20 protein-coding genes are annotated in these 23,481 nt (G+C 70.3%); 12 read left to right on the top strand and 8 right to left on the bottom strand.

Features of this window, described 5'->3' with window-relative positions; translation table 11 throughout:
* The first annotated feature begins 98 nt into the window (after positions 1-98).
* From HV826_RS17400 to HV826_RS17385, 4 genes are all read left to right on the top strand, one after another.
* Positions 99-2,588: a serine/threonine-protein kinase gene (locus HV826_RS17400; protein ID WP_176418150.1), complete on the top strand. Its 2,490-nt coding sequence runs from the start codon at positions 99-101 to the stop codon at positions 2,586-2,588.
* 21 nt (positions 2,589-2,609) lie between these two features.
* Positions 2,610-4,367 carry an AAA family ATPase gene (locus tag HV826_RS17395; protein ID WP_176418149.1) on the top strand — a complete coding sequence of 586 codons (1,758 nt, stop codon included), beginning with the start codon at positions 2,610-2,612 and terminating at the stop codon, positions 4,365-4,367.
* Positions 4,368-4,428: 61 nt separating this feature from the next.
* Positions 4,429-4,986, top strand: coding sequence for a gamma-glutamylcyclotransferase (locus HV826_RS17390; protein WP_176418148.1), 558 nt, complete (start codon positions 4,429-4,431; stop codon positions 4,984-4,986).
* Positions 4,987-5,055: 69 nt separating this feature from the next.
* Positions 5,056-6,510 carry a DNA/RNA non-specific endonuclease gene (locus tag HV826_RS17385; protein ID WP_176418147.1) on the top strand — a complete coding sequence of 485 codons (1,455 nt, stop codon included), beginning with the start codon at positions 5,056-5,058 and terminating at the stop codon, positions 6,508-6,510.
* Between the two features lie 38 nt (positions 6,511-6,548).
* Here HV826_RS17385 and HV826_RS17380 read toward each other — a convergent pair whose 3' ends face one another.
* From HV826_RS17380 to HV826_RS17365, 4 genes are all read right to left on the bottom strand, one after another.
* Positions 6,549-7,502, bottom strand: a complete 954-nt coding sequence (locus HV826_RS17380) for a L,D-transpeptidase family protein (protein ID WP_176418146.1) — start codon at positions 7,500-7,502, stop codon at positions 6,549-6,551.
* Between the two features lie 77 nt (positions 7,503-7,579).
* Positions 7,580-9,604 carry a LysM peptidoglycan-binding domain-containing protein gene (locus tag HV826_RS17375; RefSeq protein ID WP_176418145.1) on the bottom strand — a complete coding sequence of 675 codons (2,025 nt, stop codon included), beginning with the start codon at positions 9,602-9,604 and terminating at the stop codon, positions 7,580-7,582.
* A 151-nt stretch (positions 9,605-9,755) separates the two neighbouring features.
* Entirely contained in the window at positions 9,756-11,303 is a 1,548-nt protein-coding gene (locus HV826_RS17370) for a cytochrome c family protein (RefSeq protein ID WP_176418144.1), read from the bottom strand.
* Between the two features lie 5 nt (positions 11,304-11,308).
* On the bottom strand, positions 11,309-11,692 hold the full coding sequence (locus HV826_RS17365; RefSeq protein ID WP_002634498.1) for a PleD family two-component system response regulator: 384 nt from the start codon (positions 11,690-11,692) through the stop codon (positions 11,309-11,311).
* Positions 11,693-11,873: 181 nt separating this feature from the next.
* Here HV826_RS17365 and HV826_RS17360 point away from each other — a divergent pair, with 181 nt between their 5' ends.
* The 8 genes from HV826_RS17360 (at position 11,874) to HV826_RS17325 (ending at position 20,684) form a co-directional block, all read left to right on the top strand.
* Positions 11,874-13,520, top strand: a complete 1,647-nt coding sequence (locus HV826_RS17360) for a mechanosensitive ion channel family protein (protein WP_176418143.1) — start codon at positions 11,874-11,876, stop codon at positions 13,518-13,520.
* Between the two features lie 121 nt (positions 13,521-13,641).
* Entirely contained in the window at positions 13,642-14,208 is a 567-nt protein-coding gene (locus HV826_RS17355; protein ID WP_176418142.1) for a hypothetical protein, read from the top strand.
* A 15-nt stretch (positions 14,209-14,223) separates the two neighbouring features.
* Positions 14,224-15,051 carry a hypothetical protein gene (locus tag HV826_RS17350; protein WP_176418141.1) on the top strand — a complete coding sequence of 276 codons (828 nt, stop codon included), beginning with the start codon at positions 14,224-14,226 and terminating at the stop codon, positions 15,049-15,051.
* Positions 15,052-15,065: 14 nt separating this feature from the next.
* A complete protein-coding gene (lpoB, locus tag HV826_RS17345; protein WP_163780181.1) occupies positions 15,066-15,674 on the top strand; it encodes a penicillin-binding protein activator LpoB in 609 nt (202 codons plus the stop codon).
* Between the two features lie 16 nt (positions 15,675-15,690).
* Positions 15,691-16,947, top strand: coding sequence for a COG3014 family protein (locus tag HV826_RS17340; protein WP_176418140.1), 1,257 nt, complete (start codon positions 15,691-15,693; stop codon positions 16,945-16,947).
* A gap of 30 nt (positions 16,948-16,977) precedes the next feature.
* The gene (locus HV826_RS17335) at positions 16,978-17,766 is read left to right on the top strand and encodes a ZIP family metal transporter (protein ID WP_176418139.1); all 789 of its coding nucleotides are present in this window, start codon (positions 16,978-16,980) and stop codon (positions 17,764-17,766) included.
* 9 nt (positions 17,767-17,775) lie between these two features.
* Positions 17,776-18,630 carry a bifunctional 2-polyprenyl-6-hydroxyphenol methylase/3-demethylubiquinol 3-O-methyltransferase UbiG gene (locus HV826_RS17330; RefSeq protein ID WP_176418138.1) on the top strand — a complete coding sequence of 285 codons (855 nt, stop codon included), beginning with the start codon at positions 17,776-17,778 and terminating at the stop codon, positions 18,628-18,630.
* 329 nt (positions 18,631-18,959) lie between these two features.
* A complete protein-coding gene (locus tag HV826_RS17325) occupies positions 18,960-20,684 on the top strand; it encodes a sigma-54 dependent transcriptional regulator (protein WP_176418137.1) in 1,725 nt (574 codons plus the stop codon).
* A gap of 20 nt (positions 20,685-20,704) precedes the next feature.
* On the opposite strand, the gene HV826_RS17320 is transcribed toward HV826_RS17325, so the two are convergent.
* The 4 genes from HV826_RS17320 to HV826_RS17305 all read right to left on the bottom strand — a co-directional run bounded on the left by HV826_RS17320 (position 20,705) and on the right by HV826_RS17305 (position 23,480).
* Entirely contained in the window at positions 20,705-21,508 is an 804-nt protein-coding gene (locus tag HV826_RS17320) for a biliverdin-producing heme oxygenase (RefSeq protein ID WP_176418182.1), read from the bottom strand.
* On the bottom strand, positions 21,505-21,756 hold the full coding sequence (locus HV826_RS17315; RefSeq protein ID WP_176418136.1) for a hypothetical protein: 252 nt from the start codon (positions 21,754-21,756) through the stop codon (positions 21,505-21,507). The genes HV826_RS17320 and HV826_RS17315 overlap by 4 nt, the downstream gene beginning before the upstream one ends.
* Positions 21,757-21,894: 138 nt before the next feature.
* The gene (locus tag HV826_RS17310; protein ID WP_176418135.1) at positions 21,895-22,383 is read right to left on the bottom strand and encodes a GDYXXLXY domain-containing protein; all 489 of its coding nucleotides are present in this window, start codon (positions 22,381-22,383) and stop codon (positions 21,895-21,897) included.
* Positions 22,383-23,480, bottom strand: coding sequence for a DUF4401 domain-containing protein (locus tag HV826_RS17305; protein ID WP_176418134.1), 1,098 nt, complete (start codon positions 23,478-23,480; stop codon positions 22,383-22,385). Before HV826_RS17305 ends, HV826_RS17310 begins: the two co-directional genes overlap by 1 nt.
* Position 23,481: the final 1 nt, after the last annotated feature.

The following is a 23,481-nucleotide window of genomic DNA, read 5'->3' as shown; positions in this document are numbered from 1 at the left end:
CGCCGCCTGCCTGCCTGGTCAGTTTGGGCGGGGCTTTCACGAGGTTGACCCTTTGGAGCCCCGGTCGATAGGCTCGCCGAGAACGGACCCTCCCCCACGTGACGACCACTCAACCGAAGCGGCAGCCCATCCCGTTTGGGAAATATCTCCTTCTGGACCGCATCAACATTGGCGGCATGGCGGAGGTGTGGCGCGGGAAGCAGTTCGGCGCGAGCGGCTTCGAGCGGCTCGTCGCCATCAAGCGCATCCTCCCCAACATCGCGGAGGACGACGAGTTCATCTCGATGTTCATCGACGAGGCGAAGATCAGCGTCCAGCTGACCCACGCCAACGTCGCGTCCATCTACGAGCTGGGCAACATCGTCGGCAGCTACTTCATCTCGATGGAGTACATCCCCGGCAAGGACATGCGGGCCATCTTCGACCGGTGCCGGAAGAAGGGCGAGCCCGCTCCGGTGCCGCTGGTGGCCTACTGCGTGTCCAAGATGTGCGAAGGCCTGGACTACGCCCACCGGAAGAAGGACGGGATGGGGCGGGACATGAACATCGTCCACCGCGACATCTCGCCGCAGAACATCCTCATCTCCTATGAGGGTGAGGTCAAAGTCATCGACTTCGGCATCGCGAAGGCGGCTGGCAAGGCGACCAAGACGCAGGCCGGCATCCTCAAGGGCAAGTTCGGCTACATGAGCCCGGAGCAGATTCGCGGCCTGCCGTTGGACCGGCGCTCGGACGTGTTCGCCATTGGCGTGTGCCTCTACGAGATGCTGACCGGTGAGCGCCTCTTCGTGGGCGACAGCGACTTCAGCGTGTTGGAGAAGGTGCGCAAGGCGGAGGTGCCGTCACCCACCACGTACAACCGGCGCATCCCGGAGGTGCTGGAGCGAATCGTCCTCAAGGCGTTGGCCAAGGACGTGGACGAGCGCTACCAGTACGCCAGCGAGCTGGGTGATGACCTGCAGCGCTTCCTCATCACCAGCGACACCATCTTCAGCCGCAAGGACCTGGCGCAGTACATGAAGTCCACGTTCGCTGAGGACGTGGAGCGCGAGAAGCAGCGCCTGCTGGACTACGCGGACATCAAGCCGCCCGAAGGCATGCAGGCCGCGCTGGAAGCGGCGTCCTTCAACAGCCCCATCATGCCCGCCGCGCCGGCGCCGGCGCCCGTGCCGGTGGTGCAGCCGGTGGCGCCGCAGCCCCGGATGACGGGCTCCATGGCGGCGGTGTCGCCCGGGGGCGTGCGCCGCTCCCCCACGCTGGCCGCGCTGCCGAAGCTGACGGCCGCCACCGCCGCGCCCGCGGCCGACGATGACGGCGGTGGGGCGACGCAGCTCGTCTCCAGCGACCACGAGTTCGCGGACGCGCCGGAGCCCACGACGCAGCCGGGTGCCGCCGTCGGGCGCGCCATCACCCCGCTGGAGGTGCCTTCGTCGCCGGGCGACGAAGAGCCCGTCAGCGGCAGGACGGCGGTCATTCCGCCGCCCTCGCCCCTGTCGCCCCCCGTGGGCCCGCCGCGGCTGTCGCACGCGAACATCCCCGTGGTGCGGCCTTCCATGTCCGTGCCCACGCTGTCGCCTTCGGACGCGGGGCCCGCGCCCCGGGTGAGCCGGGGCGGTGGCCTGCCTCGGATGACGCGGGACGTGCCGGTGCTCGACGGCCCGCAGGCCGCGCCGCGCCCGCCGCCGCCCGTGGCCCCGCCCGCGCCGGTGGCCCCCGCGTACGACGATGAAGACGACGTGGACGCCCCGGAGCGGCCCACCGGCGCGATGCCGCCCGTGGGCGGCCGTGCGCCCATCCCGAGGAAGGTGCTGTTCGGCGGCATTGGCGCGGTCGCGGTGCTCGTGCTGGCGCTGATTGGCTGGGCGGTGTCGGGGCCCGGTGTGGGCTACGTGCTGGTGGACCTGCAGGGCGTGCCCTCGGAGGTGCGCGGCCGCCTGCAGGTGCGCCTGGACACGCAGCTGGTGCCCCTGGAGGGTGGCAGCGCGACGCTCCTGCGCGAGGTGCCCGCCGGCAAGGTCATGGTGGTGGTGAGCGCGGAGGGCTACAACACCTTCACGAAGACGGTGGAGGTCGCCGCGGGCAAGGACGTCACGCCCGTGCAGGCGGTGCTGGAGAGCCTGGTGCGCACCGCGGCGTTGGTGCTCACGACGGAGCCCGCAACGGCCGAGGTGAAGGTGGATGGCCGGGTGGTGCGCGAGCAGGGCAAGGTGGCGGCCTACATCAAGGATGTGCCCCTCAACGGCTCGGAGTGGGTGGTGGAGGTGAGCGCGCCTGGCCACAAGCCGGCGTCCAAGCGGGTGCCGGTGTCCGGCGGCGGTCCGGTGGAGGTGTCGCTCAAGCTGGAGCCGCTGGTGACGCGGGTGTCGGTGAAGGTGGAGTCCAAGCCGGCCGGCGCCACCATCTTCGTGGACGGCAAGGACATGGGCGCCACCACGCCCGCCGTCGTGCAGGTGCCCCCCAGCGCGCGGCAGCTCACCCTGAAGCTGAAGTGCCACAACGAGGCGGAGGTGGACGTCCCGGACGCGGCGCCAGGCAATGAGCCGGCCACGGCGAGCGTTTCCCTCAAGCGGCAGCCGCGCTGCCGTTAGCGCGACAGGAGGCGGGAGTTCGTGAGCAAGGTGCGCAAGGTGAGCAAGGCGGATCCGCTGGCGGATCTCCCTCGTTGGGCCCAGCAGTTGGCCCGGAAGTACTACACGAAGACGGTCAGCGCCTTCCTGCTGTACGGGGCCGTGAGGGATTTGCAGCCCCTGCAGATGGAGGATGGCGGCCGGGGCTTCGGCACGCTCAAGACGTTCCTCTCCGAGGAGCTCTTCGGCGGCCGGGACCACGTCATCTTCTATGACCGCTCTTCCGGCATCCGCTCCGCGACGCCGGAAACGCAGAAGGACCTGCAGCGGGCCATGGCGGGCTACGACGCCATGTACGGCACCGACTACGCCAAGGTCATGCCGCGCGATCCGGGCCGCGCGCTCCAGATACTGGAGAACTTCATGCGCATGCGCCTGAGCGAGGGCCGCTCGCTGGCGCTCATCATCGACTTCGCGGAGACGCTCGTCCCCGGCGGAGAGATGAGCCACCTCTCCAGCGAGGACCGCTTCGTGGTGGCCACGCTGGACAAGTGGGCGCATGACCCGCAGTTCCTCGCGGCCGACGTGTCCGTGGTGCTGCTGGCGGAGAACCTGGCGGACGTGTCGCCGCGCATCAGCCGCAACCCGTATGTGGCGCCCATCGAGCTGCCCCTGCCCACGGAGGAGGAGCGGCTGGAGTACGTGCGCTACAAGCTGGAGGGCAAGCGGCTCCAGTCCGTGTCGGACGTGCCGCTGGCGGGCCTGGCGAAGATGACGGCGGGCCTGTCCCGCATCAACCTGGACCGCGTGCTCACCGAGGCGCTCGAGCGCGAGGTGCGCATCTCCTCCGAGCTGCTCAAGGAGAAGAAGCGCGAAATCATCCAGGCGGAGTGCCACGGCCTGCTGGAGTTCATCGAGCCGGTGCACACGCTGGACGCGGTGGCGGGGCACGCCAAGGCCAAGCAGATGCTGCGGCATGCCGCCGGGGCCCTGAAGAAGGGGCGCCTGGAGGTCATGCCCATGGGCTACCTGCTGTCCGGGCCCGTGGGCACGGGCAAGACGTTCATGGTGAGCTGCTTCGCCGGGGAGATTGGAATCCCCGTGGTGAAGTTCCTCAACTTCCGCAGCCAGTGGCAGGGCGTCACCGAGGCGAACCTCGAGAAGATCTTCAACCTGCTCAAGGCCCTGTGGCCCGTGGCGGTGATGATTGACGAGGCGGACACGTTCCTCGGCAACCGCGACTCCGGCGGGGACTCCGGGACGAGCAGCCGCGTCTTCGGCTCCATCGCCTCGTTCATGGGCAACACATTCTACCGCGGGAAGATTGTCTGGTTCCTGATGACGGCGCGGCCGGACCTGCTGCCCATCGACCTCAAGCGGCAGGGGCGCGCGGAGGAGCACCTGGCGCTCTTCTACCCGCAGACGGACGCGGAGCGGGACGAGCTGTTCCAGGTCATGTCCAAGAAGACGGGCGTGTCCGTGGACGGCGTCGAGTCCTTCTCCACGCTGATTCCGGAGGGCGTGCGCGCCTTCAGCGGCGCGGACATTGAAGCCGTCATGGTGCGCGCGAAGTTCCGCGCGCTGGCGGAGGGCCGCGAGGGGGTGACGAAGGACGACCTGGCCGCGGTGCTCGCGGACTTCGTGCCCCCCAGCTACCCGCTGGAAATCGAGCTGCAGAACCTGGTGGCGGTGCAGGAGTGCACCAGCCGCGCGCTGCTGCCCGAGGCCTTCCGCCAACTGGACCGGGACTACATCACCCGGCGCGTGCGCGAGCTGAAGGCGCTGCTGGAGTCTCAGTAGCCCGTCGCCGCCTCACGCCCAGGCGCTTGTCCTGGGCGCGCGGCCCGCTGAGACTGGGGGCATGGCTGCTGGCTCCACTGCTCCGCGCTCCTGGTTCGCGTACTCGCTCGACCTGGCCCCGGTGATTGCGCGCGAGCGCCTCCCGGGGCTCCCGCCCATCCCCGACGTGCTGGAGGGCGAGCTGGCCGAGGCGCTCGACGTGGACGTCGTCTACGACGTGGCGTCGGCGGCCTGGGGCGGGAAGGTGGCTCGGCTGGTGGATGCGCCGGGCCGCAAGCTCCCCGGCATGCTCCGCCGCGTCCCCACGACCGCCTGGGACGCGCTGGTCCGCCTGGAGTCGGCGATGGCGGGCGCCACCGATGTCCGACAGGTGAAGGTGCGCACCTTCACCGGGGCCGTGCTCAGCGCCCACGTCTTCACGCCCGCGGCGCCCGCGGCGCCCGCCCAGGGGCTCGTGAGTGAGGCCTTCCTCGTCACCCTGGCGCTGTCAGCGGAGGAGGCCGGGCTGTCCCCGGAGCACGTGGAGCGGCTCCAGGCCGAGGCCCGGATTGTCCAGGCCCTCCAGCACGCGGGCCCCGAGGCCCTGAGCCCGTCAAAGGCCCCTGGAAAGAAGGGTTAGGCGGATATCCAGGTCCGAAACGACCCCTGGATACTTTTTCTTCGTGAGAAAACGGAGCCGTGACGCAACTTGGCGCGGCGAACGGCCGAGGATGAGAGGCGGGGCCCCACCTCGTGTTTCTCCTCGTCGGCCCCGAGGACATTCAGGATGACGCTGCGACCCACCTCGACGCGAGCCGTTCCCCCGCGCCCGGCATCGGCCGCTTCGCCCCTCAATGCCGTCACCACGCCGGGAGGAAGCTGGAGACGCTCGACGGCCCGCGAGGTGCCCATTGGCGAGCTCCAGGAGAAGTTCGGCTGGAAGGATGACAGCTGGCAGGTGGGGTTGATGAACGCGGCGGACGCCGCGAGCGGCGTCAAGTCGCGCAATGGCAACGGGGCGGTGTCCGCTGCGGAGCTGGAGCGCTACCTGTCCGCGCCCGAGGACGGGCAGTACCTGACGTCCACCGCGCTTCAGCAGAAGCGCTCCGCGCTGGACGCGAAGCTCGCGCAGGGGAATGGCACCGCGGTGGACGTGGACGCCTTCGAGCGCGGCTGGCAGGCCACGGTGGCCCGGCGCGCGGACCTGCTGGGTGGCAACGAAGACGGCCAGCTCAGCGCGGAGGAGCTGGACGCGTTCATCCAGGCGTCGAAGGCGGGCAAGCACGCGGACACCCGCTGGGTGCCGGACCAGCAGATGGCCGCGCTCCAGAGCCGCGTGGCGGAAGCGGCCGGAGAGCTGGACCCGCTGCGCCCGGCCGGAGCGCTGGGCTCGGAGGGCTTGAGCCTGGTGAAGGAGTACTCGCGCCTGGCGCTGGACCAGGGGGCCAACGTCCCCACCTTCGTGAGCTACATGCTGTCCGCGTCGGACATCCAGGAGACGCCCGCGACGGTGTCCCGGCTGGAGAGCACCTTCGTCCGCGACCCCGAGCTGGGCCGCACCGGCGTCACCGACTCCGACTACACGCGGACGGGCTTCGACCGGGGCCACATGAAGCCGGCGGAGGACTCGCCCACGCAGGAGGCGATGGACGAGAGCCACCTGATGACCAACATCGCCCCCCAGCACGGCAACCACAACCAGCAGGTGTGGCGCACGCTGGAGCAGGGCGTCTCAGGTCTGGTGAATTCGCTGGGCGGCAAGGCGCACATCTTCACCGGCAACCTGTACCTGGATGACCAGGGGCAGCCGGTGCCTCCGGAGCAGCGGGAGACGACGGGGGCGGGGGAGCGCCGCCTCGCCGTGCCCACGCACAACTTCAAGACGGTCCTCCACGAGCTGCCGAACGGCGGCCTCACGATGTACGCGTACCTGGTGCCCAACGCGAAGGACGGGCCGTCGAAGAAGGAGGACATCCTTCCGCTGCTCGACGCGCACCGCGTGCCCGTGGACCGCATCGAGGAGCTGCTGGGGCAGGACCTCTACGCCAACCTGCCCCAGCGGGTTCAGGACAGGCTGGAGAAGGGCACGCCGGGCGAGGGCGTCTTCCAGCGCGACAGCCTGTACTTCGCGGCCAGCCTGTTCCGCTTCGCGCCCGGCAACTGACGCGGGGCCTGGGCTTCGCTTCAGGGCGAAGCACGGGCTCACGCCACGGGGCGCGGTACGCCCAGGTGCGGGTCGTCCACGTGCTCCACGACGGCCACGCGGTCTCCGACGGAGAGCGCGTCGTGCAGCACGCGCACGGCCTCGTTCGAGTGGCGGATGCAGCCGTGCGAGACGTCGGTGCCCAGGAGTGCCGGGGCGTTCGTTCCGTGCAGCTCTTCACCGGAGTGCCGGCCATCCGCCCAGGAGAGGTCGAGCATGCGCACGCCGAAGACGTGGCGGTCGTTCCACAGCCGCGAGCCGGCCGCTTCGGTGGCCAGTTGATCCAACTTCGTGCGGACCACCTTGAGCCCGGCGCGGGTCGGGGAGGCCGCGGCGCCCGTGGCGTTGGGGAAGATGTCCACGAGCTGCCCACGGGTGTCGAAGAGGAAGGTCCGGTGCTCCTGGAGAGCCACCACCACGCGGACCTGCTGGCCGTCGAAGAAGGCGGAAGGCAGCCCCCGCGCCTGTCCGCGCGTCCCAGGCGCTGGCGCCAGCGCATCCAGCGCGCGCAGCGTGGCGGCATCCAGCGCGCCCGTGGGGCGGACGGCGGGGAAGGTGCGCGAGGCATGGACCTGGAAGTTCCGCAGCGCTCGGGCGGTGTGCGGACCGTGGCGTCCGTCCGAGCCACCGTGCAGGGCGAAGCCCAGGTCGAGCAGGGCAGCCTGTACGGCGCGGAGGCCCTCGCCCTGGCTGCCGGGGCCAAGGACGTGGGCCCCTGACGCGACGTCCGCCAGTTGGGGCAGTCCAGTGAAGCGCGCGTTGGCAGGGGGCGCTGGGGTGCGCGCGAGCCGGTCCACGCCCTCCGGGGGCAGGGGTGTCCCGGCCGGTGGACGCGCATCCAGCGCGCGCTGGACGCGTGGGGACTTCCCAAGGGACGCCGGAGGCGGCGCGTCCGAGACGTCAGGTGGAAGGACGGGAAGGCGAGTGCTCGTCGGAGAGATGGATGAGGTCATCCTCCGCGTCTGTGCAAATCACTCGCCCGAAGCCAGCCCGTGGGGACTCCGTGCGCGTCGTCCCGCCGCGCGGGAGGCTACGGCGCGCTGAGGAGCAGGACCTTCCCCGTGGGGAGGGTGCGGTGGTCCTTGATCTTGTTCCACCGCATGATGTCGTCCACGCTGACGCCGTAGCGCTGGGCGACGGACCAGAGCGTCTCGCCCTCCGCCAGCGCGTGGACCTTGCCGGCCTTGCCCGCGGGCCTGGCGACGCTCACCGAGTGCTTCGCCAGCACCGTGCCGCCGCGCTCCTGCACGCTGGCGGTGGCCGTGGTGCCCTCCGGCCAGACGAACAGCGTGGAGCCCACCTGGAGCGTCGGGTTGCGCCGCTTGAGGTTGTTCCACTGCTTCAGCGAGTCCACCGACACGTTGAACTTGTTCGCAATCACCCAGAGGCTGTCGCCGGACATCACGCCGTACGTCACGCGCGTGCGCCCGTTGATGGTCTCCTTCTTCACGGGCCCCGCGGCCACCGGGCCCTTGGGCGTGCCCGCCGGGACCTCGTCCTCGGGCCGCACCACCACGCCGCTGCGGCGGGCCTGCGCCACCTTCGTCGCCAGCGCGCCGCCCGAGCGCTTGCCGGCGGGAATCGGAATCACCAGCTCCCCGCCCACGCGCAACCTGTGGGCCGACTTCAACTGGTTCATCTGGAGGATGGCCTCGGACGCCGTGCCGTGCTTCTCCGCGATGTGGGACAGGGTGTCGCCGCGCTTCACCTTGTGGATGCGGAAGGTGAGCCGCTCCGCGGGGCTGATGCGCTTGTAGTTGTCCGCGAACTGCGTCCCCGCCCCCTTGGGGAGCCGGAGCGTGTAGGGCTTCTTGGCCGTCGCCGGCGGGGTGCACCAGCGCTTCAGCTCCGGGTTGAGGTCCTGCACCGCCTTGACGGACACGCCGGCCGCGCGGGCGACGACGTCCAGGTCCGCCGCGTCGGTGAGCTGCACCTCGTCGAAGTCGAGCACGGGCTCGGGGTCGAACTCGTTCTCGTTGAAGCCGAACGCCGCCGGGTGCTTGGCCACCAGCGCCGCGGCAATCAGCTTGGGCACGTAGTGCTTCGTCTCCTTCGCCAGCCCGCGCTCTTCGGACAGGAGCCAGAAGTCCGTCGTCCCGTGCCGCGCCACCATCCGCCGGACGCGCCCGGAGCCGGTGTTGTAGCCGGCCCACGCCAGGTACCAATGTCCCAGCTCCCGCTTGAGGTCCTTCAGGTACGACGCCGCGGCGTGGGTGGCCTTGATGGGGTCCCTCCGCTCGTCCACCCAGAAGTCCTGCTTCAGCCCGTACTGCTTGCCGGTGCTGGAGATGAACTGCCACGGCCCCGCCGCGTGCGCCCACGAATAGGCATGCGCGGAGAAGCCGCTCTCAATCATCGCCAGGTACACCGTGTCCTTTGGCAGGCCGTACTGCTCCAGGATGGGGTGCATCACCGGCACGTACCGGGCCGCGCGCGACATCCACTTGCGGAACCAGCGCCGCCCAGGGCCCTGGAAGAACTGGACGTACTGGGCCACCAGCGGCTGCATCTCCACCGGGATGTCGTAGCGGTCCTGAATCTGCCGCACGTCGAAGGTGGCCAGGTCCGTGATGAGCGGAATCTCCGGCAGCGCTTCGTCCTCGCGGAAGGTGTGCTCGTCAAGCGCGTCCAGCATGCGCATCCGCAGCGGGTTGGCGAGCCCGAGCCGCCGCAGCGACTGCATCACCTCGGCGGTGGAACGCGACGCCGGGTCCAGCGCGGCGCCCTCCAGGGCGCGCAGCTCCTCCAACTCGGCGGACTCGGATTCGACGGCGTCGCGCGTGGCCTCGCCTTGCTCGGAGGCGTCCTCGGCGACCATCGGCGTGCCGGGCTCCAGCGGCTCCACCGCGGGCGCATCGGCCTCATCGGTCGAGGCCTCCGCGGCGCCGGAGTCAGCGCCTGGCGCCACCTCGGCGGGTGACTGCGCCGCGGGGGCCTGCGCGCCATCGGATGCCACCCCCTGTGCCTTGGCGGGAACGGGCCCCACGGGCGGTGGGGTGGGCCCCGAGGAAGGGGCCGAGGCCAGGGCGAGCAGAAGCAGAGGTAGAGGCAGCATACAGTCGCGGGAACGGGCGCCCGGAGGCGGGCGAAAGCGGGAAGTATTCGCCCTTTTCCTTGACAGTCAAACAAGGAGTCGCGGTGTGCGCCCCTTGTCTGGACGCCTGGCAGGCGCAACCGACCAGGCGAGGCCCTGGATTCCTGGATGACTAAGGCTTCCCGTGCCCCGGCCCCACGATGCGCGGCAGGTACGTCGCGAAATCGAAGTGAGGCGAGTTCTCCGGGTTATGACAGGTGACGCACACGCTCTCGCCTGGCGAGGCGATGATGTTGTCCGTGCCAGGCGCATTCGCGTGCTCCGAGCCCGGGCCGTGGCAGCTCTCGCAGCCCACGTCTTCGCGGCCCGCCACCTTGTCCAGCCGACACACGCCGCCGGGCTGCTCCCAGCCGGTGACGTGACACCCCACGCAGTTGAGGTGGAACTGCTTGCCCACCTGTTCCAGCGTCTCCCAGGCGTGGTGGTGCTTGGACTGCTCCCAGATGGGGAAGGCGTCCTGGTGGCAGGTGCGGCAAGGCGCGTTGCCCACGAAGCCCGCGCGGCCCGGCGCCGGAGGCGGGCAGTCCTGTCCATGCGCCTTCGCCCAGGCGAGGTTCATCTTCCCCACGTCCGCGTCGTAGGCGGACACCAGCGCCACCGCCTCCGCGTCGGAGGGGAGGCTGGACTCCAGCGGCACGAAGCGCAGCGTGAAGGCGTTGACGCCGTCGGGGCTGACGGGCGGCGCGTTCAGCAGGGCCTGCCGGCGCGCCACCAGCTCGTCGCGCTTGCCCTGCTTGAGCGCCTTGAGCTTCGGGTCCGTGCCGGGGAGGTTGATGTCCTTGTCCAGCAGCGCCGTGCGTTGCTCCAGGGCGGCGGCCTCGCGCTCCAGGTCATCCTGACCCTTCTGCAACGAGAAGGGGCCTGCCTGGGGCGCATAGGCCAGGTCCACGCGCAGCAGCGAGCGTCCCTTGCTCTGCAGCGCCACCACCGGCACCGCGGACCGCACCAGCCGGTTCTGCTCTCCGCTGAACTCGGTGGCGGTGCGGGTGGCCACCACCACGTCGGCCTGCAATCCCGGCTGCTCCACCGCCTGCTGGGCCACGTCCAGCGTGACGTCCAGCAGGCCCACCACGAAGTCCGCGCCCCGCGCGCGGGCCTGGGCGCTGGCCTGGGCGAGCTGCGCGGCCGTGGTCGCCGCCACCACGCTCACCTTCCGTTCGCCCGCGGGCAGCAGCTTCACCGCGCCCGGCGCCAGCTCCGGCAGCCCCAGGCCCTTGCGGAAGTCCACGCCTCGCGTGTCGTCCAGCGGGCCGGTGGCGCGCACCGCCAGGCCCATGTGCCGCATGGCGTCCGCGAGCGCCTTCGCCTTGCGCTCCTCCTGGGGCACCTGTCCGGGCTTGAGCCGCGGCTCGCCGAAGAGGCTGTTGCCGCCATCCACATAGAGGACGGGCAGCGAACCCTCGCGCGCCGCCCGCACCTGCGCGGCGGCGCGGGCGATGCCGCCTCGCATGTTCTCGCTGCAGCCGCACGGGCCCAGGTAGCCGCGCGTGTCGGCGGAGAGGAAGAGGATGGCGCCCCGGCCCTGGCCGGCGGCCGCGGCGGGCTTCGCGGCGGCGGTGGCCGATGAAGCGTCTGCTTCCGCGGGCTTGGGAGGCGGGTCCTTGCGTGCACAGCCAGCGAGCGACGCGGCCAGCAGGGCCGCGGCGAGGAAGGCACGCATGGGATTCACCAGAGGATGCTCTGCACCAGCTCGTCGATCTTCTCGCCCATGGCTTCCAGTCCGTTCACCTTGGACAGGGAGCCGTCGGCACCCACCTGCTCGGCCAGCTTGGACAGCTCGTCGTCCGGGAGGCTGGAGAAGAGGACGATGGGGATGTCCTGCGTGCCGTATTCGTTCTTCAGCGTGCGGCAGATGTCCGTGCCCTTGGCCTCGGGCATGTGGATGTCGGTGAGGATGAGGTCCGGGCGCCAGGTCTGCAGCGTCTTCTCGAACTCCATGAGCGTGGAGGTGGCGATGACCTCGTAGCCGCGCGCCTCGAGCACGGCCTTCTCCATCGCGAGCGTAATCTCGCTGTCGTCAATCAGGAGGATTCTTCGCTTCTCGGACACGGCGACCTTCCTTCACGCCGTTTCTATCCTACCCCCACGCGCCGCACCAACGCTTTCCCGTGCGCTCCCGGGGTCGGCGTTTCCCTGATTTCGGATGTCCATCGCCGCACGCTCGGCCGCCGGGCGCCCGGGGCCGACTTCTTTCCAGTGAGACACCCCAAAGGGGATATGGCAGTCAGCCATGATGCACCGTGACAGTTGGACCCTGAGAGCACTCGTCCTGGGACTGGGGCTGCTGTGGAGCCTTCCTGCCGCCGCGCTCAACGTGGGCCTCGGTCCGCCTCCACCCTCGGTGGACCGGAGGACGCCGCAGGCCGCCGTGCAGGGCTTCCTGGCCGCCGCGCACCGGGGGGACTACACCCTGGCGGCGCACTACCTGGACCTGGACTACATCCCCCGCGCCCAGCAGGCGGAGCGGGGCGTCCAACTGGCCCGCGCGCTCAAGTTCGTGCTGGACCGCAAGCTGCCCGTGAACGTGGGCTCGCTGAGCAAGGAGCCGGAGGGCGACCCGGCCGACGCGCGCTACGACCAGCTGGGCACCATCCCGTTGCAGGGAAGCAACGTCCCCATCCGCGTCCAGCGCGTCCCCTCCGAAGGGGGGCTGGTCTGGGTCTTCAACGAATCCACGGTGCGGCAGGCGGACCCGCTCTTCGCGGAGCACGGCCCCCGGCTGGTCGGCTTCCTTCCGGCCTTCTTCTTCAAGGACACGGTGCTGGGGCTGGAGCCTTGGCAGTGGCTGGGGCTGCTGGTGACGGTGCTGGGCAGCCTGGGCCTGTCGGTGCTGCTGGAGCGCCTGGTCCTGGCCTTGGCTCGCCGGGTGGCGCGGTGGACCCGGTTCACCTGGGAGGACGACGTGGTCTCCTCCGGGAAGGGGCCGGTGAAGCTGCTCACCTTCTCCGCGCTGCTGGTGGTGGGCACGCTGCTGTTGCGGCTGCCGCGGCCGGCGCAGGGCTTCTTCATGCGGGTCGCCTACTCGCTGAGCGTCGTAGCGCTGGCCTGGGCCGTCCTGCGCATCCTCCACGTCTCCGTCGCCTTCGTGCAGAGCCGCGTGTCGTCGGAGATGAAGGACGCGACCCGGGCGCGCAGCGTGAGCACGCAGTTGGTGGTGCTCCGCGCCATCTTCGAGGTGGCCACCTATGTCATCGCCGCGGCGCTGCTGCTCATCCAGTTCGAGGTGGTGCGCAACGTCGGTGTGTCGCTGCTGGCCTCCGCCGGTATCGCCGGTCTGGTGCTCGGCCTCGCGGCGCAGAAGTCCATTGGCACGCTGCTGGCCGGCATCCAGCTCTCCATCACCCAGCCCATCAGCATCGGCGACACGCTCATCACCGAGGGCGAATACGGCACGGTGGAGAAAATCACGCTCACCTATGTGGTGCTGCGGACGTGGGACCAGCGCCGGCTGGTCATCCCCATCGTCCAGTTCCTGGACAAGCCCTTCCAGAACTGGAGCAAGGGGAACCCGGAGATGCTGGGGCCCGTCATCCTCCAGGTGGACTACCAGACGGACATCGACGCGCTGCGCGCGGAGCTGCGCCGCATCCTGGAGAACGAGGGCAAATCCATGTGGGACGGCCGCGTGGCGTCGGTGGTCGTCATGGACGTGCTGGACCGGACCCTCACGGTGCGCGCGCTGGTCAGCGTGTCGGACTTCAGCACGCTCTTCGACCTGCGGGCCCTGGTGCGCGAGAAGCTGGTGGCCTTCCTGCGCGCCCACCCGCTGTGGCTGCCCGTCACCCGCACGGAGGCGCGCCCCTTCCCGCCGCCTGAGCTGGAGTCGACACAGCTGGCCGCGTCCCCGGATGCGCCGCCCAAGCCGCCTCGGGCGTAAAGGCGGGCTGCCTCCCAGGCGCAGTGAGGCCTTGCCTGGGGGCATGGGGTCTTGAATAGTCGGCGCGCCGCGCCGTCACAGCGCTGGAAATTCGCACCTACCGCCCGGGGGAGTCTTCGAGATGATGCGTCATGTCAGGTTGTGTGGGGCCCTTGCGATGCTGGCCGCCACCGTGCCGCTGACCGCCAGTGCCCAATCCGGAGGCCGCACGGACGGTCCAGAGGAGTCCGAGTACGGCAAGGGCGGCTACAGCGGCCCCGGCGGCCGGAGCGTGTCGCTCCAGCTCGACTGGGGCGCGGCCATCAACTCCCGCAAGCCGCCTCGGGGCGCGCCGGAAGGCCCGCCGCTGTTCGTGGGCGCCACGCTGTCGCTGTGGGGCGCGGACTGGTACCAGCTGGACGTGAGTGGTGCCTACGTGTTCGACGGGGGCCGCTTCGTCGGCATGGTGGGCCCGCGCTTCCGGACCTGGGGCTGGCCGCTGGTGTTCACCGCGGGCCTGAAGGCCGGCGCCATCGTCATCCCGGAGGGAGAGGGCCTGCGCTTCGGCATCTCGCCGCAGCTGGGGGCCGAAATCCTCCTGGGTGACCGGGAGAACATCCTCATGGCCCTCAACTACACCCCGGACATCCCCATTGGCGGCGGCGGCGTCACGCACCGCCTGGGCATGTCCGTGGGTTACAAGTTCTAGGAAGGAGGCTTCAAGATGATTGCCCAGCTGCTTGCCGCCACGCTGGCGCTGACCTCCAGCCAGGCGCCTGTCTCCGTCGCCGGCCGAGGAAGCCCGCAGGTGAACCTGCCGTTCCCGGCCGGGGACGTGCAGACCTACAACATCATCCAATGGGACCCCAACCAGCTCCCGCGCATCTACGAGCGCTCCGACCAGCTCCCGCTCACCGACGAGGAGCTGACGAAGCTGTCCCAGGCCGGCTTCGAGCCCGCCCAGCTCGTGAAGATGATTGAAGAGCGCCGCTGCGCCTGCGACGCCAGCGCGGACGGTCTCATCCGGCTCAAGAAGGCCGGCGTGGACAAGGACGTGCTGGCCGCGGTGTCCCGGCACGGCCTGGCGCCCAACCGCGGGCTGAACCTGCTGGTGACGCTGGACTTCACCGGGGAGAGCCGCACCGCGCGCGAGGCGTTCCTCTACTTCTTCGTGGACGACGGGGACCTCACCCGCGTCTTCACCGCCAACATCCCGGAGCTGCTGCGCCGCCGCAACAGCCACGAGACGACGGTGGACCGCAGCGACATCCTCGTCGCGCGCACCGTGCGGCGCGTCCAGCTGGCGGGCCAGGTGCCGCTGCGCACCTACGGCAAGCACCACGTGCTGGTGGTCGCCAGCGCCAGCCCCACGCTCACGCACCCGTCCCAGCTCACCGCGCAGGAGCTGTCGCGGGCGCAGCGCTACACCTTCGACTATCCCCGTGCGTCGCTGCAGAACGTCTGCCGCCTGACGGCCGGGTACCGCCGTGACGCGGTGCTCGCCTACAAGTGGAACTTCGAAGGCAGCCGCTTCGAATGCGAATGGAACTAGGAGTGACCCGCACCATGAACACCCGCCGCCTGCTTCTGTCCGCCTGTCTCGCCGCTTCGCTGTCCGCCTGCACGGGCCCGCGCGCCTTCACGCGTGGCACGTACGAGGACCCGAACACCATCGAGATGCTGTCGGACCGCTTCAACGAGAACGACCTGCAGCTCATCGCGAAGAAGATGGCGGAGTCGCTCGCCACCTCGGCGCGCTTCTCCCAGCCCCGGCCGGACGGCTCGCTGCCCATCGTCCTGGTGGGCAAGCTGAAGAACAGCACCTCCGAGCACATCGACATGCGCTCGCTGGGCGACAAGATCCAGACGGCGCTGGCGCAGACGGGCCGCTTCGCCCTGGTGGACCAGCAGGCGCGCCAGGACATCGCGGAGGAGTACGAGTACCAGCAGTCCGGCTACGTCGACCCGAACGCCGCCAAGGGCCCGGGTCAGCAGACGTCGGTGGACTTCCTGATGACGGGCGACCTCGCCTCCATCATCCAGGAGGTCGGCCGGGACAAGCTCGTCTATTACAAGATGACCGCGAAGCTCAGCAACGTGCGGACCGGCCTCATTGAATGGACGGACGAGAAGCAGATCCGCAAGAAGTTCGAGAAGCGCGGCGTGAGCTGGTAACGGGCGGCACCCTTCCATGGCCATCCACTCCCGCAGCCCAATCCGCCTGAGCGGGTGGGGTGCGCTCGCGCTCGCGAGCGTGCTCCTCCTGTCGTCGGGCTGCGCGGGTGACTATGTGGCGCGCACCCGGGGCGTGCGGTCCGCGTACCAACAGGGGGACTATTCGCGCGCGCTGTCCTCCCTGGAGGCCGCGACGAAGGAGGGCCCCGAGCAGGACCGCCTGCTGGTGCTGATGGACAAGGGCATGGTGCTGCACGCCGCCGGGCAGTGGGCGGAGAGCAACGCCGTGCTCGAGGAGGCGGAGCGGCTCAGCGAGCAGCTCGACAGTGTCTCCGTCAGCGAGGAGGCGAAGACGCTCGTCACCAACGAGCGTCAGCGCGCCTACCGCGGGGAGGACTTCGAGAAGCTGATGATTTCCGTCCTCCAGGCGCTCAACTACGTGGGGCTGGGCGACGACGAAGCCGCCATGGTGGAGGTCCGCCAGGTCAACGAGCGCCTGGAGAAGATGATTGCCGAGGAGAAGAAGCCCTATGAGCAGCTCGCCATCGCGCGCTACCTGGGCGGCGTCATCCGGGAGGACCATCGGGACTGGGATTCGGCGTACATCGACTACGCGAAGGCCTATGAAATCGCGCCACGCAAGGACGCGCTGGCGGAGCCCCTGCTGCGGCTGGCGAAGAAGGCGGGCCGCGACGACGTGTACGCGCAGCTGCTGGCGAAGTACCCGGACGTCCCGCATGCGCCGCTGGCGCCGGACGAGGGGCAGCTCGTCGTCGTGGTGGAGGCGGGCCTGTCTCCAGAGAAGCATCGCAACGCCAGGGACCCGGGCGGCGGCGGCGCCCTGATTGAAGTCCCCGTCTACCGGAAGCGGGGACTCGCCCCGCCGGTGAGCGTGGCCTTGGAGGGCGAGTCGAAGCAGGCGGTGACGGTGACGTCCCTGTCGGACGTGGCCGTGGTCCACCTGGATGACCGGATTGGCCGCCTGCTGGCGAAGCAGCTCGCGGGCGTGGCGGTGAAGGCGGGCGTGGCGGCGGGCGTGGGCGCGCTGACGAAGAGCGATGAGCTGGGCGTGCTGACCTTCCTCGTCCTCAACGCGATGAATGCGCCAGACCTGCGTTCCTGGCTCTCCCTGCCCGCGGAGTTCCAGGTGGCGCGCTTCCGCGTGCCCGCCGGGAGCCACACCGTGCGTGTGATGGCTTGGGGACAGACGACCGAGCATCCCGTGGAGGTGAAGCCGGGCCGGGTGGGGTTGTTGGTGCTCCGGCGCTACTGATTTGGTTTTTTGATGTAGGGTGCGCGCCCCATGTCGCCGGTCCTGGCCACGGTGGCCCTGTATTCCCTCATCATCGTCCTCGGCGCGCTGGCTGGCGCGGTGGTCGTCGTCCTGAACGACCGGACCACCCATCTGGTGCGCTTCCTGGCTTTCGCCGCGGGAGTGATGCTGGGGGCCGCCTTCTTCCACATGCTGCCGGAGGCGTACTCGGGGGGCGGGTGGTGGGCCTTCGCGCTGGTGCCCGCGGGCTTCGCCTTCCTGCTGGTGCTGGAGCGCTACCTCGTGGCGCATGCGGGCGAGGACATCTCCCATGGAGACACCGTGGCGGGCACCGGGCAGGTGGTGCATCCGGGCCACGTGCTGGGGCTCACCGCCTTCCTCGGGCTGTCCACGCACACGCTGTTTGACGGCATTGCCCTGGGCTCGGCGGTGGAGGAGGGCGTGGGCGGCATGGCGATGCTGGCCATCGTCGCGCACAAGGTGCCCTCCGCGCTGTCGCTGGCCTCCATCCTCAAGACGGAGGGGCGCTCGCGGGTCTCCATCCTGTCGCTGTCCACGCTGTACGGGATGATGGTGCCGGCCGGCGCGCTGCTCTACTTCCTCTTCGACGCGATGCTGCAGTTCGAAAGCCTCGCGGCCAAGGCCCTGGCCTTCTCCGCCGGCACGTTCCTCTACATCGCCGTGTCGGACCTGCTGCCGCACGTGCATCGGCACGGCAAGGACCAGCCGGGGCGCAACGTGCTGGCGCTCTTCGTGGGCCTGCTGCTGATGTTCCTGCTCGCGCGCCTCATGGGACACCCAGGGCACCCCGAGCACTGAGCGCCCTTCATGGAAAAACGCACGGACTGGTACGAACACCCGCAGTACTACGAAGCCATCTTCGGCACGGACACCGTGCGCGAGGTGGACTTCCTCCAGACGCTCAGCGAGCGCTTCGGCACGGGCGGCAAGCTGTGGCTCGAGCCCGCCTGCGGCGCGGGACGGCTCGTAGAGGAGGCGTCGAGCCGGGGCCTGCGGGTGGTGGGCTATGACATCTCCGAGGCGATGCTGGCCCATGCGCGCAAGCGCCTGACGCCGGCGCAGCGGCGGCGCGTGAAGCTGGGGCCGTCACGCATGGAGTCCTTCGCCGACCCGTCGCTGGAGGGGCAGGTGGACCTGGCGCACTGCCTGGTGTCGACCTTCCGCTACCTGGACAGCGAGGCCGCGGCGCGCCAGCACCTGCTGGGGACGCGGCGGCTCTTGAAGCCGGGCGGCATCTACGTGCTCGGCTTCCACCTCACGGACTACGCGCGCGCCCGGCCTGAACACGAGCGCTGGGTGGGGCAGGTGGGCGAGGACCGCGTCGTCTGCAACACGAACGAGGGCCTGCCGGAGCAGCGCGCGCGGCGCTCGCCCATGCGCAACCGCCTGCGTGTCACCGGGCCGGACAAGGACTGGCTCATCGAAACCCAGTGGCACTTCCGCACGTACAGCAATGCCCAGGCGGCGAAGCTGTTCCGCGACGCGGGCATGCGGGTGCTGGCCGGGTACACCTTCGACTACGACATGGACGCACCTGTGGAGCGGGGGAGCCTCCGGTTGGACCGCGTCTTCGTCCTCCAGCCGGACCCCGGGTCTGCGTCCGCGCGGAAAGCGCCCAAGACGGCCGAGACGCCCCTAAAACCACGCAAGGTTTCACGATGAGGGCGTTTTAGGCGGGCGGAAGCGGGACTCACGGTGAACTTTGGGCCGCCTGCGTTCTGATGGGACGCCGGCGCGTCCTGCTGAAACGCAAATCGGGCCCCTCCGGGGTGGTTGCGTTCACCCATCCCCCTGGAATCACATGAATGTCGCATCTGGCACGGGACGCGCATGGTGTTTTGCCGTGGCGCTTCGGGAGACCGGGCTGCCCCGCAGTATCGGAGTTTCGGGAACGCGGAAGGAGGGGCCGCTCCTTCCGCGTTCTTCATCTCCGCTACACTCCGTCCCCCTGATGTGGTTCCTGTCGGAGGGCACTGGACGGAGGCGAGTGGATGCAAGACGAGATGGCGCAACTCCTCACGGATTTGCGGGGAGCCAGGGACTTCGAGGCCGCGGCTGCCGCAGCGCTCCGGCGGCTGCAGGCCGTCGCCCAGGAGGCCGTTGCGTCCAGTCGGTACGCAGCCCGGGGCCGGGTGTTGCGCGGCATCGTCCACCTCCGCCCGGGAGAGGCCTACCGCAGCCTGGCCGCGCTGGAGGTAGGGGCAGCGGAGATTACGGATGCCAGTGTGGGCACGCCCTTCTTCACGTCCGCCACGGCGTGGCGCGCGGTGGTGGAGCACCGGTGCGCGGTGTCCATCGACGTGAATGTCGGCACGGTGCAGCCCCATGCGCCCAACGCCCCCGTGACGGGGGACCCGAGCCTGGCGGGCTTCAACAGCAACGAGAGCCGGCAGCGCTTCCTGGGCCGTCACGCGACGCACGTCTGCGTGCTTCCGCTGCGCACGCCGGGCGGTGACATCGAGGGCATGATTTCGCTGGAGGCGGACTGCCTGGCGGCGATGGGACAAGACTTCGTCTGGCTGGACGCGGGAGACCGGCTCCAACTGCTGGCCGACGTGGCGGCGCCGTACCTGGCCCGGCTGCCGCAGCGGCCCGTGGCCCGGCCGGAGGTGGATGAGTTCCTCCCGGTGGTGGGGCGCTCCATGGCGGAGCTGCTGCCCATCCTCCGCGTCTTCGCGCTTCAGGATGAGACCATCCTCATCAGCGGCGCCACCGGCGCGGGCAAGTCGCGGCTGGCGCGCTGGTGCCATGAGCGCTCCAACCGCCGCGGCAAGCCCTTCGAGACGCTGGACCTGGTGACGGTGCCCGAGGACCTCCAGATGGCGGAGCTCTTCGGCTGGAAGAAGGGCGCCTTCACCGGCGCGGTGCGAGATGCCCCCGGCAGCGTGGCCCGCGCGGAGGGCGGCACGCTGTTCATCGACGAAATCGACAAGCTGTCGCTCAAGGCCCAGGCGGGGCTGCTGCACCTGTTGGAGTCGCGCAGCTACCGGCCGCTGGGCGAGGGCACCGGTGAGCGGCAGGCGGACGTGCGCTTCATCATCGGCACCAACGCGGACCTGCACGCGGAGGTGCGCGCCGGCCGCTTCCGCGAGGACCTCTACTACCGCGTCAACGTGCTGCCGGTGCGCATGCCGGCCCTGCAGGAGCGCCAGGACGAAATCCCCCTGTGGGCGCAGTACATGGTGAACCGCCGGCACCGCGAGCGCTCGCCGGACGGCCACGCCCGGCTGATGAAGGAGGCGGAGCGGCTGCTGGTGGGGAGCCCCTGGCCGGGGAACCTGCGGCAGCTCGACAACATCGTCCGCCGCGCCTACACGCTGGCCATGGTGGAGCACGCGGGCGCCACGGGCGAGCTGGTGCTGCACGAGAAGCACGTCGCGCGGGCGCTCGACTACGAGCAGGCCCCTGGTGCCCGGCCGCTGCCGGAGGCGCTGCGCGCGGCCGCGCAGGCCTTCGTCGCGGAGGCGCGTCGCCGCAATGCCCCGTTGGATTTGGACCTGGCCGATGCCTTCCGCGGCATGGTGCTGGGGCTGGCCATCCGCCAGGTGGGGCGGGACGAGGGCTTCAAGCTGCTGGGCCGTGAGAGCCTGGTGAAGAACCGCAACCACCACAAGGCGCTCAAGCGCGAGCTGGAGAAGGTGGACTCGCTCTACAAGGCGCTGGGCGAGGAGAGCTCGCCCTTCTCCGACTTGCTGTCGGAGGTCGAAGGCGTCTGAGCCGCCGCGGCGCGCGGAACCTACCGGGCGTCGGCGTGGGGGCCCGCGGCGATGCCCGTGGCGCCCCGGGCCAGCTCGTCACACACGAGCGCGTGGAGCCGGAAGGCCATGCGCGCCTCCTGCACCACCTCGCGCGTCTCCTCCTCGTCCAGCTCCAGCCCGTCGAGGCGCGAGTGGAAGCGGACGCGGAAGGCCGCGAGCTCCGCTTCGGGCACCGTGCCGTAGAAGGTGGTGCCCTGGCCTTCCGCCAGCTCGAAGGCGTCCGTGATGCGCCGCGCCCGGCGGTGCCCGCTGAAGACGTCCAGCACGCAGCGCGCGTAGGCATGCGCCACCAGCAGGTGAGGGGCGTCCTCGGACACTTCCCGGATGCGCTCGGCGTGCAGCCGCGCCTCCACGCAGGCGAAGGTGTCCGTCCGGGACTCGCCGCAGAAGTACGTCAGGTCCGCTTCCAGCGCGGAGGCCAGCCGCAGCTCGGGCAGCAGCAGCGCAGTGGTGAGCGGGGTGCTCATGACGTGGGGCAGCGCCGCTTCGAACGCCGTGTAGAGCGTGTGGAGCTGCCGCAGGTGGCTCACGTAGTGCTGCGCCCGGACGTACTGGCCGTAGAGGCCGCCGTCCCACGCGTCGAAGAAGAGGGACTGGATGAACAGCGAGCGCTCCGCCTGCTCGGCCAGCTTCGCGGTGTCTTCCGCCAGCAGCTCGGACAGGGGCGCCGGGGCGGTGGCCCGGGGCAGCGGCGTGGGCGCCGGGTGCCGGGGCTCCACCAGCCGCTTCACGCGCGCGGACACCTCCGTCCGCGGCAGCCGCAACGTGCCGGTGGCGCTCACTGCTTCCACCCGCCGGCCCGCGCGCTCATCGCCAGGGGCTCGGCGTCCTCATTCGACAAGGCCTCCAGCGGCGTCCCCAGCTGCTGGAGCGCCTCCGCCAGCGTCACCCCGATGGCGCGGAGGACCTCCTCCTCCACGCGAATCGTCACCGGCCCCATGGCCAGGTGGATGTGCCCGCACGAGCACTGCGTCACTTCCGCGCATGGACCTCGCGCCAGCACCGTCTTGCCGCATCCCTGACCGGGCATCGTCGTCATCCTTGATTTTGATTTTGAGTATCGAAATCAAAATGATGATGCACCAAAGGCTTGCGGAGAGCAAGCCCCGGCCTCTCCTCGACTTGAGGTGGGTGTGGGGAAGTGGACCGGCGTCCGACGGTGGGGGCGTCAGCGGCCCAGGGGCTGGCGCTGCGCGTCCCGTAGACCCACCAGCACGCTGGCGCCGCTGGCCGCCACGCGCAGCTCGCCGTAGCGGGCGCCCTCGTAGCGGTCGGCGTGGCCTTCCTGGAAGAAGAAGGCCTCCGCGCCCAGTCGGTAGCGCCCCTTGCGCAGGCGGTACCGGAGCTTGAGCTCGCCGGGCGCCAGCGGCGCGTCGGGCGTGTCGAAGCGCGCGAAGGTGCCCACGCCCTTCGCGTCCAGCCGCAGCACCAGATTCCCATCGGTCGCGGTGGTGGTGGGGTGCGCGCGCCGCTCGCGGCTGATGGCGTAGTCCAGCACCATGTAGTCGCCCTGAATCAGCGAGCGCGGGTCGACCGGGGCCAGCTCCAGCAGCACCGGCGTGCCCGAGCGCAGCACGTGCTCCTTCTGGATGACGAGCCCCGTGGGGACGAGCAGCGCGAAGGCCAGCCCGCCGAAGATGACCGCCGTGCGCGACATCACCGCACCTCCGTCGCCGGGGCGGGGAAGCGCCGCAGCAGGAACGAACGCAGGCCCAGGAACACCAGGCCGCTGCCCATCAACGCCAGCGACTTGGCCAGCAGCGTGAGGCCCAGGTCGTAGTAGTACCAACCGCCGGACGCGAGCAGGTACGCCACCGCCAGCCCCAGCAGCACGCTGCTGCGCCGGTGGAAGCCGAGCACCAGCATGCCCACGGCGGTGATGACCGCCGGTGTATGGGGTGTGAGCACGGCCACCAGCGTCAGCGCCGCGAACACCGCCGCGCCCGCCACGCCGGTGGGCTCCAGCGCCAGCTCCCGCAGCACGCGCCACGCCGTGTACAGCGTCAGCGCCGTCAGGCCCAGCGTCAGCACGGCATCCGGGAGCGCGGAGACGGTGTCGAAGAGGTGCCGGGCCACGTCCCGCATGCCGCGCGCCAGCAGCACGCCGGGGATGGCGCACGCGAGCGCGAAGGCCACCGGCCCCACCAGCTCGCCCGGGTTGCCCCGACGCAGCCGCGCCTGCTCCAGGAAGAGGACGTGCATCAGCGCCGCGCAGCCCAGAATCAGCAGGTCCAACGCGAAGCCGCCCACCAGGTGCCAGGCGAGGAACCCGGCCGCGCCCACCACTCCCAACGTGCTCAGGAAGCGGAGGATGGCGTCCGGGTAGACGAACAGCAGCACGCCACTGATGACCAGCACCAGCGCCGCGCCGACGTCTTCGTTCTTCGTTTCGATGGCGAAGCTGACGGAGGCCATGGCGGCGCCGGCCAGGCACAGGGCCAGCGCGAGCTGCTCCACGAAGACGCCGCGCACCGTGCGACGCAGCATCGTCGCGCCCGTGCACAGGCCCAGGCCCACCACGCCCATCACCACCTCTTCCTCCCAGAGGCCCGCGCAGGCGAAGAAGCTCAGCACGAAGAGGGCGGACAGCCAGGCGCCGACGCCGGCGAAGGCCTTCACGAACCAGGGCACGGCCACGGACTGGCGCTGGTGGGCTTCCAGGGCCACGCGGGCGCGGTCCACGGCGTCGGGCGCGAGCTGGCCTTCGGCCTGGAGCGCGTTCAGCACGTCCTGCAACGAGGGACGCAGGGCCATG

This window comes from Myxococcus sp. AM010, from assembly GCF_013372585.1.
Lineage (GTDB): Bacteria > Myxococcota > Myxococcia > Myxococcales > Myxococcaceae > Myxococcus > Myxococcus vastator.
The sequence above is the reverse complement of the archived record's forward strand: the minus strand, read 5'-3'. Positions and strand labels throughout refer to the sequence as shown.

Coding starts and splice junctions, on each gene's coding strand:
- HV826_RS17390 (WP_176418148.1), top strand. CDS start 4,429: ATGGCTGCTGGCTCCACTGCTCCGCGCTCCTGGTTCGCGTACTCGCTC.
- HV826_RS17380 (WP_176418146.1), bottom strand. CDS start 7,502: ATGACCTCATCCATCTCTCCGACGAGCACTCGCCTTCCCGTCCTTCCA.
- HV826_RS17375 (WP_176418145.1), bottom strand. CDS start 9,604: ATGCTGCCTCTACCTCTGCTTCTGCTCGCCCTGGCCTCGGCCCCTTCC.
- HV826_RS17370 (WP_176418144.1), bottom strand. CDS start 11,303: ATGCGTGCCTTCCTCGCCGCGGCCCTGCTGGCCGCGTCGCTCGCTGGC.
- HV826_RS17360 (WP_176418143.1), top strand. CDS start 11,874: ATGATGCACCGTGACAGTTGGACCCTGAGAGCACTCGTCCTGGGACTG.
- HV826_RS17355 (WP_176418142.1), top strand. CDS start 13,642: ATGATGCGTCATGTCAGGTTGTGTGGGGCCCTTGCGATGCTGGCCGCC.
- HV826_RS17350 (WP_176418141.1), top strand. CDS start 14,224: ATGATTGCCCAGCTGCTTGCCGCCACGCTGGCGCTGACCTCCAGCCAG.
- lpoB (WP_163780181.1), top strand. CDS start 15,066: ATGAACACCCGCCGCCTGCTTCTGTCCGCCTGTCTCGCCGCTTCGCTG.
- HV826_RS17340 (WP_176418140.1), top strand. CDS start 15,691: ATGGCCATCCACTCCCGCAGCCCAATCCGCCTGAGCGGGTGGGGTGCG.
- HV826_RS17335 (WP_176418139.1), top strand. CDS start 16,978: ATGTCGCCGGTCCTGGCCACGGTGGCCCTGTATTCCCTCATCATCGTC.
- HV826_RS17330 (WP_176418138.1), top strand. CDS start 17,776: ATGGAAAAACGCACGGACTGGTACGAACACCCGCAGTACTACGAAGCC.
- HV826_RS17325 (WP_176418137.1), top strand. CDS start 18,960: ATGCAAGACGAGATGGCGCAACTCCTCACGGATTTGCGGGGAGCCAGG.
- HV826_RS17315 (WP_176418136.1), bottom strand. CDS start 21,756: ATGCCCGGTCAGGGATGCGGCAAGACGGTGCTGGCGCGAGGTCCATGC.
- HV826_RS17310 (WP_176418135.1), bottom strand. CDS start 22,383: ATGTCGCGCACGGCGGTCATCTTCGGCGGGCTGGCCTTCGCGCTGCTC.
- HV826_RS17305 (WP_176418134.1), bottom strand. CDS start 23,480: ATGGCCCTGCGTCCCTCGTTGCAGGACGTGCTGAACGCGCTCCAGGCC.